This window comes from Vibrio scophthalmi (assembly GCF_040869025.1).
GTDB lineage: Bacteria > Pseudomonadota > Gammaproteobacteria > Enterobacterales > Vibrionaceae > Vibrio > Vibrio scophthalmi.
Map to the genome: position 1 here is coordinate 401,049 of NZ_CP134271.1, position 12,973 is coordinate 414,021.

Annotated in this window: 12 protein-coding genes; 6 read left to right on the top strand and 6 right to left on the bottom strand. The window is 44.9% G+C overall.

All coding sequences use genetic code 11. The features are described from left to right. Positions 1-194: 194 nt before the first annotated feature. The 4 genes from RJD38_RS01730 (at position 195) to RJD38_RS01745 (ending at position 4,743) form a co-directional block, all read left to right on the top strand. A complete protein-coding gene (locus RJD38_RS01730) occupies positions 195-1,076 on the top strand; it encodes a D-hexose-6-phosphate mutarotase (protein ID WP_005600178.1) in 882 nt (293 codons plus the stop codon). Between the two features lie 159 nt (positions 1,077-1,235). Continuing rightward, complete coding sequence (gene rlmA, locus RJD38_RS01735) at positions 1,236-2,063, top strand: 23S rRNA (guanine(745)-N(1))-methyltransferase (protein WP_005600180.1); 828 nt, start codon at positions 1,236-1,238, stop codon at positions 2,061-2,063. Between the two features lie 329 nt (positions 2,064-2,392). Continuing rightward, positions 2,393-2,737 (top strand): hypothetical protein, encoded by a 345-nt coding sequence (locus RJD38_RS01740; protein WP_065545153.1) that lies wholly within the window; start codon positions 2,393-2,395, stop codon positions 2,735-2,737. A gap of 122 nt (positions 2,738-2,859) precedes the next feature. Continuing rightward, positions 2,860-4,743: a BCCT family transporter gene (locus RJD38_RS01745; RefSeq protein WP_065545152.1), complete on the top strand. Its 1,884-nt coding sequence runs from the start codon at positions 2,860-2,862 to the stop codon at positions 4,741-4,743. Between the two features lie 170 nt (positions 4,744-4,913). Here RJD38_RS01745 and RJD38_RS01750 read toward each other — a convergent pair whose 3' ends face one another. Both RJD38_RS01750 and RJD38_RS01755 read right to left on the bottom strand, forming a co-directional pair. After that, a complete protein-coding gene (locus tag RJD38_RS01750) occupies positions 4,914-6,569 on the bottom strand; it encodes a mechanosensitive ion channel family protein (protein ID WP_367971386.1) in 1,656 nt (551 codons plus the stop codon). Positions 6,570-6,808: 239 nt separating this feature from the next. Next, the gene (locus RJD38_RS01755) at positions 6,809-7,261 is read right to left on the bottom strand and encodes a YcgN family cysteine cluster protein (protein WP_005600188.1); all 453 of its coding nucleotides are present in this window, start codon (positions 7,259-7,261) and stop codon (positions 6,809-6,811) included. A gap of 139 nt (positions 7,262-7,400) precedes the next feature. Here RJD38_RS01755 and RJD38_RS01760 point away from each other — a divergent pair, with 139 nt between their 5' ends. Together RJD38_RS01760 and RJD38_RS01765 are read left to right on the top strand one after the other, a co-directional pair. Further along, the gene (locus RJD38_RS01760; RefSeq protein WP_005600190.1) at positions 7,401-7,652 is read left to right on the top strand and encodes a GlsB/YeaQ/YmgE family stress response membrane protein; all 252 of its coding nucleotides are present in this window, start codon (positions 7,401-7,403) and stop codon (positions 7,650-7,652) included. Between the two features lie 179 nt (positions 7,653-7,831). Further along, the gene (locus RJD38_RS01765) at positions 7,832-8,137 is read left to right on the top strand and encodes a YkgJ family cysteine cluster protein (protein ID WP_005600194.1); all 306 of its coding nucleotides are present in this window, start codon (positions 7,832-7,834) and stop codon (positions 8,135-8,137) included. Between the two features lie 118 nt (positions 8,138-8,255). Here the strand turns inward: RJD38_RS01765 and RJD38_RS01770 are convergent, their stop codons facing one another. From RJD38_RS01770 to RJD38_RS01785, 4 genes are all read right to left on the bottom strand, one after another. Continuing rightward, the gene (locus RJD38_RS01770; RefSeq protein ID WP_065545151.1) at positions 8,256-9,236 is read right to left on the bottom strand and encodes an aldo/keto reductase; all 981 of its coding nucleotides are present in this window, start codon (positions 9,234-9,236) and stop codon (positions 8,256-8,258) included. Then, positions 9,233-9,541, bottom strand: a complete 309-nt coding sequence (locus tag RJD38_RS01775; protein WP_065545150.1) for a SemiSWEET transporter — start codon at positions 9,539-9,541, stop codon at positions 9,233-9,235. Before RJD38_RS01775 ends, RJD38_RS01770 begins: the two co-directional genes overlap by 4 nt. Positions 9,542-9,595: 54 nt before the next feature. Continuing rightward, complete coding sequence (locus tag RJD38_RS01780) at positions 9,596-10,933, bottom strand: 6-phospho-alpha-glucosidase (protein ID WP_005600198.1); 1,338 nt, start codon at positions 10,931-10,933, stop codon at positions 9,596-9,598. Between the two features lie 135 nt (positions 10,934-11,068). Next, positions 11,069-12,697, bottom strand: coding sequence for an alpha-glucoside-specific PTS transporter subunit IIBC (locus RJD38_RS01785; RefSeq protein ID WP_005600200.1), 1,629 nt, complete (start codon positions 12,695-12,697; stop codon positions 11,069-11,071). Between the last annotated feature and the right edge of the window lie 276 nt (positions 12,698-12,973).

Genomic DNA, 12,973 nt, shown 5'->3' on the forward strand with positions numbered 1-12,973 from the left:
ATTAGCGAACTTTTCTTTGAGAAAAATCGTGAAAAAAGGCGGCTCTTGAGTCGCCTTTTTAGTATCTAAAAAGTAGTAAATTTCATTTAAAACACTGACTTTTATCGAAATTATGTCCTATTGGCTTTTCATCTCTCATCGCTTTACACCACAATGGCCAACAGAATCTAATTTTCAAATTCGAGGACTCATTTATGAACTTGTCTCAATTGCCTGCAATCGCAGTTCTCTCTGACAACGTCACTATCGTTCAGCATGGCGAAGTAAAAATTGTGCGTGTCATGCATGACAAAGCCGTGGCTGGTATCTCACTACTGGGTGGTCATGTCGTGTCTTATCAACCAACAGGTCAAGAAGATCTTATTTGGATGAGCAAAGCGGCAATTTTTGATGGCGAAAAGGCACTGCGTGGCGGTATTCCAGTCTGCTGGCCTTGGTTTGGTCGTATTGCTAACCCTGCTCATGGCTTTGCGCGTAGCAAAGAGTGGGAATTAGTAGAACACCGTGAGAATGAGCATGGTGTGATTGTTGAGTTGGCATTATTCCCAAGCGAAGACACTCTCAGCATTTGGCCTCACCTATTCGATTTACGTTTAGTGATGGAAGTGGGCGATGAGCTCAAAGTGACTCTTAAAGTACGTAACATCGACGATCACGCTTGGACCTTCTCAGGTGCGTTACACACTTACCTTAACATCAGCGAAATCACGCAAATGCAAGCGACAGGTATGGGTGCTGAATACATTGATGGCCTACAAGACAACAAAGTGTGCCAAGGTGGCGACACACTCGAGCTGACTGCGGGTATTGACCGCGTTTACACCCAACCTGAAGCCGTCATCAAGGTCGAAGATAAGGTGCTTGACCGCACTTTGCATATTACCAATAGCGGTCATAACTCGGCGGTATTATGGAATCCGTGGATTGAAGTGGCGACCGACATGGCTGATATGGAAAACGATGGCTACAAAACTATGTTCTGTGTTGAATCGACTATTCACGCGCCGACCATTGACGATGGCATCACACTCCAGCCGAACGAAACACACGAGCTAAGCACCATCATCTCAGCTTAAACGTCTCCCTGCCCTCAGGCAATACAGTGTCATTTTCCAAGAGCCAGCGATCATGCTGGCTCTTTTGTTCTATTGGCAAAAAAATCCAGTTTGCCAAGCTTTTGCCGCAGCCGGTTTCTTGCTAGACTCTGCCGCCTAACTTTATCCGTTGAGATCGTTATGTCTTATCAATGTCCTCTCTGTCACCTGCCGCTTGCTTTTGCTGAGCGAACTTACCGTTGTGCTAACAACCACGGTTTTGATCTCGCCAAAGAAGGTTATGTCAATTTGATGCCCGTGCAGCACAAACGCTCAAAAGATCCAGGCGACAATAAAGAGATGATGCAAGCGCGTCGTCGTTTCTTAGAAAAAGACTATTACCAACCGATGAAGCAAGCTGTTGCACAACTGTGCGCACAGTATCTTGTGGATAGCGAACATCAGTTGCTTGATATCGGTTGTGGTGAAGGTTACTACACCGATGAAGTGGCTACGGCACTTACTGCTCAATCAGCCGATGCTGCTGTTTTTGGCTTAGACATTTCTAAAATTGCGATTCGCTTTGCGGCAAAACGCTACCCGAACTGTCAATTTAGCGTTGCGTCGAGCCATCGCCTGCCGTTTGCAGATCACAGTTTAAATGGCATCTTGCGTATCTATGCACCATGTAAAGCTGAAGAGATGGCTCGCACCCTAACCGACAATGGTGTCGTGATCACCGTGACACCTGCCGGTCGCCATTTATACCAACTGCGTGAACACATCTACCAAGAGATTCGCCTGCACAATGAAGAACCAGAGCAATTGGAAGGCTTCACGCTTGAGCATGAACAAAAGCTCAACTATGTGATGAACTTAGCTCAAGGTGATGGCTTTGATTTGCTGCAAATGACACCGTTTGCGTGGAAAGCCAGCGACGAATTGCGCGAGTTACTGAAAACCGCACCGCACTTTGATTGTGAAGCGGACTTTATGATCCGTGTTTATCGTAAAGCAGTCTCACAATAAGCGGCTCAAAATCATAGCGGGATACGTCTCTTCTAAGCCTTACTTGGGTCTCATATCGGACCTAGTCGGGCTTAGAATTCTCTTATAAGCTATTCTTAAACATCATTCTCTTATACATAGTTCTCATATACATGGTTCTATTACACATAATCCTCTTGCCAAAATAGCGCTCCACAGTACATATTGATATCCACAAATGCCTACACCACAAGCACAGCTAAGTTGGCGCGTTTTTTGCTCAAAAAAAGTTATCGCTCCAACGAATATTTCCCACAAGTTTTATTCATCTTGGTCGATATAATGATTGAGGACTGTGATAGGAGACATTTATGACACCGGTAGGCATGGAGCCAGCAAAGCTGACACCAACCCAGCAAGTCAAACCTCAAGCGAAAACGGCAGATGTGACCACCAGTTCTGCACCACTGAAAGTAGAACAAAATAAAGTCACGCTGTCCGATGAAGGTAAAGCTCTGTTAGCGGCATTAAAAGAGATTGAAAAAGAGAGTGCTCCAGAGAAAACCGTAGGCGATAAAGTCGAATCTTTTGCCGCTGGTGCTCTTGGCATGGATCACCCAGATACCATCAAAGAAGAAGATGATGACTCCTATTCTGCGGGGCAATTTCTTTCCGCTGCGGCAACAGTAGGCGGCATTCTACTCATGCTTGCCTGATCCCACAGATCAGGCCGGCTTGTTCTTTTTTATTAATCGTCACGAATCAATTTGCTGTTTGTCATGAAAATGAGATCGCCATCATAATAGTTACTTAATTGCCTTTATGGATAAAGCAAACTATGAAAAATGACTTTTCATTGATCGACAAACCTACCTTTTTTGGTGCGATTGCACTCTTACTCATGATTGTTGTACCACTGATCTTGTTCCCTGAACAAGGTGCAGATTGGATCGCGGTAGCCAAAACCTTCATGACCGATAAACTCGGCTTCCTCTATCTCGCCTTAGGCATCAGTGCCTTATTCTTTATGATCTATGTCATCTTTAGTGATATGGGGCAGATCAAACTTGGCGAAGCTGACGAAAAGCCAGAATTTTCCACCATGTCTTGGGCAGCAATGCTGTTTTGTGGTGGTATCGGCGCCAGTATCCTTTACTGGGGCTGTATCGAATGGGCTTACTACTACCAATCACCGCCTTTCCAACTGGAACCGGGCAGTGAGGAAGCGGTACGTTGGGCTGCCACTTACGGAATCTTCCACTGGGGACCTATTGCTTGGTCAATTTACTTGATCCCAGCGCTACCCATTGCTTACTTCTTCTATGTCCGTAAACAACCTGTTCTTAAAGTTTCTAGCGCACTGATGCCCGTTCTTGGCGAAGAGCGCAGCAAAGGTGCCTGGGGTAAGGTTGTTGACGTCCTATTCATCTTTGGCCTACTTGGTGGTGCTGCTACGAGCTTAGGTCTTGCTGCGCCACTGATTGGTGAAGGTTTACACTACTTATTCGGCATGCCGAAAAACACCTTCAGCCAAGTCTTAGTACTGCTAGTGTGTACCGCTATTTTTGCCTACTCTTCCTATGCTGGCCTAGAAAAAGGCATTAAGATCCTCAGTAATATAAACTTCTGGGGTGCAATGGGGCTATTGGCATTCGTGCTGGTTGCTGGCCCAACCATCTTTATGCTGGAAACCGGGCTCGATTCCCTGGGTCGCATGCTGTCTAACTTCTTTGTGATGGCGACTTGGGCTGAACCATTTGGCGGCTATGGCTCGTTTGAAGATACTCACTTCCCACAAGATTGGACTATCTTCTACTGGGCATGGTGGCTGGTTTTTGCACCAAGCATGGGGCTATTTGTCGCCCGTATCTCACGCGGACGTACCATCAAGCAAATGGTCGCTGGCTCAATCTTCTTTGGTTCATTGGGCTGTTTCCTATTCTTTATGATCTTAGGTAACTACGGCTTATCGCTGCAACTTTCCGGTGAACTGGATATCGTTGGTATCCTCAATAGCGAAGGCGCAACCAAAGCGATCTTCTCTATGCTAGAGATGCTACCAATGGGTACGTTGGTTATCGCTGTCTTTACCGTGTTGTGTATTATTTTTACCGCCACGACTTTTGACTCGATTTCTTACATCTTAGCTTCGGTGGTGCAAAACAATGTCACTGAAGAACCAATGCGTTGGAACCGTATGTTCTGGGCATTTACCCTCTCATTCCTGCCAACGGTACTGATGTTTATGGGTGGTTTAAGCACCTTACAAACAGCAGCAATCGTGGGTGGTTTACCGCTATTGGGTATTTCGGTGATGTTGATGGTTTCTGCCGTGCGTGCGACCACACTCGATCTGCGCCATCAAGAAGACTACGTAGAATCCACCATTAATATTGAAGAGCTGCCAGATGTCGATCCATGGTCTTCAGAAGGTATGGCACTAGCTCGTTTCGAGAAGGCTCGTGATACTGCGCAAGAAGCGGCAGAAGCTGAACGTCTTGCAATGACCGAACTGATGCATGTACGTAAACGTATTCGCGCCTTTGCTTTAGAGCATAGTCTGGATGAAAACTACGCAGACCATCACTTACCGCAAGAGCTGCAAGATGATCTGCAACACGCATTAGATAATATCGCCAAAGCGAAAGAGTATAAGCAGCAAGCTTCTGAGTTATCACAACAAGCTCGAATCGACTTCAATAACGTTATTCCAAGCGCGTAACAACGGTATTCTCCATGCCTAATTAAAAGCCCACGCTGTGGGCTTTTTTTCGTTTCCTCGATGCTGTCCATTTCAACCGATAAAAAAGCGCCACTGATATTGAGTCAGGGCGCTTTTCTATCTGGTCTGTGACCTTTGTGTTTTAGAGCGTATTTTTTCTATCTAACCACTTATGCGTCTTTTTTCTCAACCATATGCAGATGCACATCTTGTTGTGGGAAAGGAATCGAGAGACCTTCACGATCAAAACGCAGTTTTACTTCTTTGGTCACATCCCAATATACATCCCAATAGTCTTCGGTTTTTACCCAAGGACGAACAATAAAATCGATGGATGAGGTATTGAGAGTATGCACTTTGATCATCGGTTCAGGCGAACGCAACACCATTGGGTGTGAAGTGACGATGTCATTTAATACCGACTCTGCATGCAGTAAGTCATCGCTATAACCAATACCAAACACCATATCAACACGACGGATCCGTTCATGAGTGACGTTTTTAATCACGTCGCCCCAAATCTTACTGTTTGGCACAATGATGATTTGGTTATCAAAGGTACGAATGGTGGTATTGACCAAGCTCATGTGGCTCACCTTACCATCCACACCTCCTGCATAAACAAAATCACCCACGTCAAACGGGCGATAAATCAACAGCATCATACCAGCAGCGAAGTTAGACAGCGTATCTTGCAAAGCAAAACCAATGATCACACCTGCGATACCAAAACCGGTCAAGATCGGAGCAAGATTAAGCCCAATCTGCGACAAACCGACCATGATACCGATCACCCAGACCGCCTTACCTGACATCGAAACAAAGAAATCCTGCATCAACTGCGACATCTTCAGGTTTTTCGATGATACGGTGCGAGTCACCAATTTACGTGCAACCCCAGCAAGCCCCTTAGCAATCAACAAAATCAGCGCAAACACCATTAACTGGAAGAGGTGTTGCGGCGCGTTGTCGACCAACCAATCAAACGCATTGCTTGACCAGTTAGTAATGATCGCCAAGATTACCTGGGTATTGAGTAAGTCGTGCGTGATGCTACCCGTCACCTCAAACGCCAGACGCTTATATTCAGAAGTTTCAATGCCGAGATGATCACCGATAGTAATCAGATCACGCATACTCGTGGTGGCGATATCCAAACGTTGCTTGATGATCAATTGACTAAGTTGAATTGAGGATTTTTCTGATTCAGGACTGGTTGCCAACTGTGCGGTAGTAAATTCATGTTGCTGGTTAAAATACTCCACCGATGCTGAGAGCAAACGCAAGCGAGTGCTGGTAGCTTCACGCAGAGACTCTTCCAACTTTGGATCGGGTTTACCCAGTTTTTTCAGCCAAGAAATATTTTGCCAACTCGCCTGATAAACCGAATCTAAGTAATGTTGTAGTTCACGATAGTGGTTGAGCAGCGCCAGTTTATCTTCTGGTTTCGCGCTATCAATCTGCTCATTAATTAACTTTATCTTGTTATCCAGATAGGCCGTTGCACCTTTGGCATACTGTTTTTGAATATTAACTTGCTTTAAAAGCTCAGCCTCATCAAGGCTTCCACTACTAACAGCCGCGGCCAGCTTGGCTCTTAGCTCTTCATTTTTTTGAAATAGTTGCAGTTGAATGGCATCACGTTCATCCCCTGAGGCTGACTCTAAACTATGGGAAAGGTCGACGATATCTTGGTTGATTGATCGAATCGCCAACTCTGTTTTAGAGAATTGAGGCTCTTCGACAGCTTGTTCGGCAAATACCGAGAAAGAGAAGAAACTAATAAACACAGCAAGAAAAATTTTCTTACTCAAATGGAATGACATATATACCTCACTTACGAACGCTAGCCAGAAAAGCCTAGCAGAATCCCTTCCTTACCGTATCAATCTACGGTTAAACGTAAGTGTAGTTGGATTGTTAAAACAGAACAGTGACTAAAGAATAAAAACCGCTCTCTTGCGGAAAAAGTCGCCATATTATGGATACAAAAAAGGCTTACCGAGGTAAGCCTTTTCAAGCAAAAAACAATATTTGTGTTCAAGCCACAATACTTAGTGCTTCATTATACTTTTTTCGCTGCCCAATCCGGCAAGTTTTGAATATGGTTTTGCCAATCAACCACTTCAATCTCATACACCACTTTGTTGCGTACGCTTGCGCCGGCTTTATGCATAGCGGCTTTGGAACCGGTGATCAATGGGTGCCATTCTGGCAACGGTTCATTACGTGCTAATAAACGGTAAGCACAGGTGTGCGGTAGCCACTCGAAGTCTTCGATGTCTTCACGAGTCAACTTGGTGCAATCTTCATCTGAGGTAAAACGATTCGCGTAATCTTTACATGAACACGTCTTGGTATTTAACCAACTACACGCCACGTTGGTGTAGTAGATTTCATCGGTATCTTCATCCATGAGTTTATGTAGACAACACTTGCCGCAACCATCACAAAGCGCTTCCCACTCTTGATCGCTCATTTGCTCTAGTTTTTTTGTTTGCCAAAATTGTTCGCTCATAGACCCATACTTCGATTCAAAACAGGGTGCGATTTATACCGCTCTCATTCGATAAGTGCAAGCCCTCGGCTAAAATAAGCGCTTTACTCAGTCTGTTCTATCCTTAATACGTCATAGACACACGAATTAAGGAGAACTCATGGGTATTATTTCGTGGATCATTCTAGGCTTAATTGCTGGTGCATTGGCAAAATGGTTAATGCCCGGTGACGATGGCGGCGGTTGGATTGCAACCATGGTGCTCGGTATTGCTGGCGCATTTGTCGGTGGATTCCTTGGCGGACTGCTTGGCTTTGGTGGAGCAGATGGCGTTAATATCGGCAGTATTCTTACCGCAACGTTAGGCGCTTTCGTCTTACTCTTCGTTTATAACCGTTTTATGCGAGGATAACGACGCCGCTTCATCGCTACGCTAAACAGCCCCTTAATCGGGGCTATTTACTTGGCCGCTTCTTTCCTTGGCTATCCGCACATTCGAGTAGCGCTGGAAACTCACGCAACGATGGACTAGAATCGCCCTCCTCTTTTGTCGCCGCTGACAAACTTTTGTGATTTTCTTTGGTATTAAACATGTCTGACAATCTTATCGCCGTTTCTGATTGGTTCCCGTGCGTTTCAGCATCTGGCAAAGGTTGTGGCGCATGCTGTATTGCACCATCAATTAGCTCACCAATTCCAGGTATGCCAAATGGCAAACCGGCCGGTGTTCGCTGCATTCAACTCGATGACAACAATCTGTGTAAAATTTTTGGCCAACCCGATAGACCCAAAGTATGCCTTGCCTTTAGTAGTGACGAAGTGATTTGTTACGACGGCGCAGAACAAGCGCTCACGATTTTATTAGATTTAGAAGGGGCCACTAGCTCATTAAGCTAAGCCATTGATGACATGAGTCATTTGTAAAACGTCTGCGCACGGATACTCAAGATTAATCATCCAGCCGCGAGAGCAGGTTGTCTCACGACTGGGTTTTCAGCATTCATTACGCCAGCAATTATTGTAGTTGCCACTTGGCAACAATCTCTTCTGCACGCTTCAAAAGCTCTACGCTCGAGGCCGATTGTACAAAGGCCGCATTATCTCGCACTTGCTGCGATGTATGCGCTCCCGCAATCACCGGGCCAACCTCATCCTGAGCCACTAACCAATGAATCGCTAGATGAGCGAGAGGAATATTGGCCTCTTTCGCTAATACTTTGAGTTCTTCCACACAGTTAAAGTAAGGTTCAAATGCTTCACCGTTCAATTTCGGGTTATTACGGCGGTCATCATTCTCATCCCAGTTCCCACTGCGGTTCAACGTACCGGTTAACAAACCCTGCATCAGCGGCGAGTACGGTAAATACTTCATATCGTGTTGTTGGCAAAATGGCAATGCTTCCTCACGAGCACGGTATTGCAGCGGAATATTATGGTAATGGTCGGGGTTTTGCTCCAGTAGGTTATACAAACCTTGGAAAGTTGCGACCTCAACACCCGCCATCATTTCACGGCTCATATCCAGTGAATAGTTAGACACGCCGACATGACGAATTTTGCCTTGCTGCTTCAATTCCGCCAATGCCTCGGCCGTTTCACATATTGGCGTATTAGGATCTGGCCAATGCACTTGATACAGATCGACATAGTCGGTTTGCAGACGCATTAATGAATCATCAATCTCTTTAAAGATACTCTGCTTTGACAGGTCTTTGCGGGTTTTCTTACGCTCATCTTGTGACCATGGCAAACCACACTTAGTCGCAATGATGACTGATTCACGTTGTTCGCTTTGCAGTGCCCTACCCAGTATGCTTTCAGCGTGGCCTTTACCATAAACAGGGGCAACATCGAAAAAATTAATACCGGTGTCAATCGCGGTTTTGATGGCGCGGATTGACTCATCATCAGCGACATTATTCCATGTTCCGCCAATCGCCCAGCAGCCAAAGCCGACCGCAGACGCATGCATCTCTTTGATCTGTTTAAACATCATACTAATTGTTTATCTCCGTTATTTCCTTTCACTGCGAGCTTTGCTTTGAGTAAATCGCGAATTTTTAGCGTTAAAATGATACTTGCCAGCATCAATGTCACCGCATTAGCAATAATCACCGGCCAATCCTGTACCGACACGCCATAGACAAACCACAAGAAAACACCCATTACGAAGATGCTGTACATCGCTAAAGAGATTGAGCGTGTATCTTTCGATTTTAGGATATGAAAGACTTGAGGAATAAAAGAGCAAGTGGTGCAAACTGCCGCAATATAGCCGATGACTGTCGCATCAAAGATCATGGTTAACTCCTGAAAAAATGCCCTGCAAAGCAGGGCATTGATAACTCAACGAGACTATTTCATTTCAACCCAAAACTCTTTGTTGGCTTCGAGTAGGTCTTCTAAAATATCTTTCGCGACACTGGCACTTGGAATCGTCGCAGACAGCGTTAATGCTTGCCATAGTCGTTGTTTCGATTGCTCAACGTGCGCCTTAACCACCAGCTTTTCTACCGACACTTGTTGGCTCATCATGCCTTTTTGGAACTCAGGGATTTCACCAATTTGCAGTGGTTTAGCACCTGTATTGTCAACAATACATGGGATCTCCACCATCGCTGTTGGGTCAAAGTTACTGATTGCACCGTTGTTAGGCACAATCAGCAGCATGCGCTCTTTAGTATTGAAGGCAATCGCCGTAGCAAGGTCCACAATGTAAGAAGCGTGCTCTTCCACTTCGATCGTGGTATCACTGGCAGTACCGTTGGCAATAATACGATGGCACTCAGTAAACACCTCTGCCTCACGGCCTTCCATCACTTCATTCGCTCGAGTGAATTCTTTGTTTGAGTGCTCAACCACGTAGTCTGGGTACATGTAGTATTTTAGGTATGTGTTTGGAATGGTATCTGGATCCAATGCGTACACATCACGTACTTTAATAAAGGTCTCTTTCCAAGACTCATCCGTATGCTGAGCACCGCTCAACACGCTTGGTGGCAGGTAACCGTTGTCTTTGATGTACTCTTTAATGCGCGGCATTAAATCTTCGCCCGTTTTCGCATCTTTGAACTCTTTCCACCAACCAAAGTGGTTTAGACCGTAGTACATGATGTCAAACTGCTTACGATCCTCGTAACCCAAGATTTCTGCAATGCGGGTTTCGATACCGATAGGCATATCACAGATGTTGAGTACTTTAGAGTTTGGACGCATCACACGGCACGCTTCTGCCACAATCGCCGCTGGGTTTGAGTAGTTTAGCATCCATGCATTTGGCGAGTATTTTTCCATGTAATCAATCATTTCAATCACAGCAGGGATAGAACGAAGGCCATAAGCCATACCGCCCGCACCACAAGTTTCTTGACCAACACAACCATGACGTAGTGGAATTTTCTCATCTTGCTCACGCATTGCGTATAGGCCAGCACGAATATGAGCCATGCAGAAGTCAACGTCAGTAAAGGCTTCTTCAGGATCGGTGGTATACGAGAATTCAATGTGCGGAGCACGCTCTTTAAGTAGGATCTTACATGCTTCTGCAATCGTTTCCTGACGAGAGGCAAAGTTGTCATAAAACTTCAATTTACGGATAGGGAAACGATCTTGGTTTTCAAGCAGCATCATAACGATACCAGGAGTAAAAGTTGAACCGCCGCCTGCAATAACTACTGAGAATTCTGTTTTCATAATAAGCCTCGTTTAATGTGGGCGGTGTTATTCCGCCCGGATAAATTAGTGTTTGAATCGTGATGTAAATAAAATGTCTGTATCTCTAAATCTTGTTTTAAGCCTTGATGTTTCTATATAGCCATGCGGTCTCTGCTAGCTCGCCGTACTGAGTGTTAGCGCTTCTGCATCCGCTTTTTGTTCTTTATAGGCACTAACGATCTGTTCACACTCTTCACGAAGCTGAGGAACACTTAGGCCAATAATCACCTGCACTGCCTTACCGTTTTTCACCAAGTTAACCGCGCCCGTACTCATGAAGTAATCTGCTGACTGGACTTTATCTGGGTTAAAAACAGTGACGCGTAAACGGGTTGCACAGTTGCTTAAATCTTCTAGGTTTTCTACACCACCAAGCCCTTCAATTGTTTCAACTGCTTGGATGTGTAATGGATTAACACCTTGCTCCCCTTTACCGGTAATGCCGTGCTTTTTATTAAAATCTTCTTTACTGTGCAGCTTCATTTCAGCGTCACCGCGACCAGCAATTGGCACATTAAATTTGACGATGAGGTACTTAAAAGTGACGTAGTAAATCGCTGTAAAACAAAGACCAATTGAAATTTGCGTCACCACCATGCTGGTATGGTTACCCAGCAGAGGAATCCAGTTACCGGTGACAAATTCAATCAGACCACCACCCATATTGCCGACCACACCGAAGTGATACATCACCATTGCCATCGTGCCAGCCAGTACCGCGTGAATCGCAAATAGCCAAGGCGCAATAAATAGGAAGGTAAACTCAAGTGGCTCTGTAATACCGACCAATACCGCGGTAAACGTTGCAGGAATCAGCAAAGCTGCCACTTTCTTACGATTTTCCGGTTTCGCGGTGTGGTACATCGCAAGCGCAATACCAATACAACCAAAGACTTTCGAGTTACCGTGTAAAGAGAAGCCACCAGCTGGGAACAGCTCTTTCATGCTTTGGCTTGATTGAGTAAACGCTTCTAAGTTAGTGAACCAATCCACAGTAATACCGTTAGGTGTCACAACGTTGCCAAATTGGAACGGGGTATAAATAAAGTGATGCAGACCTGTTGGAATAAGAATGCGCTCAAGGAAAGTGAACAACCACACACCAAACGCACCTGATTCAACAAAAAAGGTTTGTAACCCTAAGATGCCATGCTGAATCGAAGGCCATACATAGAGTGTTAACCACGCCGCTGGCAGCATGGCAAAGAAAGAAATCATCGCAACGTATGAAGCACCTTGGAAAATGCCTAAGTAAGAAGGAAGTTGCTTCTCAAACGTGCGGTTATGAATCCAAGTCACCAGACCTGAAATAATGATCGCGCCGAAAATACCAGTATCAATAGTCTTGATACCTGCAATTTCAGTTAAACCCGACGTTCCGCCAATCGGTTGAGAGAAGTCCACATTAAAGAACCCACCCCAGAAACCACCCATCGCGCCAACAAAGTAATTAAAGGTTAAGTAAGAAACCATCACTACCATCACCGCTCGTGCATGCGCGGTTTTCGCTAAGCCGATTGGTAAGCCAACCGCAAATAGAAGCGCCATGTTGCGGAAGATAGTCCAGCCACCCTCTTCAATGACTTGTAACACTTGATAATACAGTCCGTTTTTATCAGCCAAATCGCCAACAAATATCGGGTTTTTAAGAACAATGGTTAAGCCAACTAATATCCCTACAAATGGGAACAGCAAAACTGGGGTAAACATTGCTCCGCCTAATCGTTGTATCGCACTCAACATGGCAGGATCCTTAAATTTGTTATTAATATGTTCCAGAGTGTTCCGTCTTTCGACAAGGTTTAAACTACTACCGAAAATTAAATAGAACAAATAGATGATAAGCAATTCGTGATCAAGTACAAATTAAGGATGTTTAATGAGGGTTAGCTCACCAAATAGGACATATCGATAACCTTTATTCGCAATAGAAAATATGATTTCGACCAAGATCAACAAAAGGTCATTGATTTGTTCTATTTTGAATGATAATTTTGCGTCATCATCACACTATTCTTG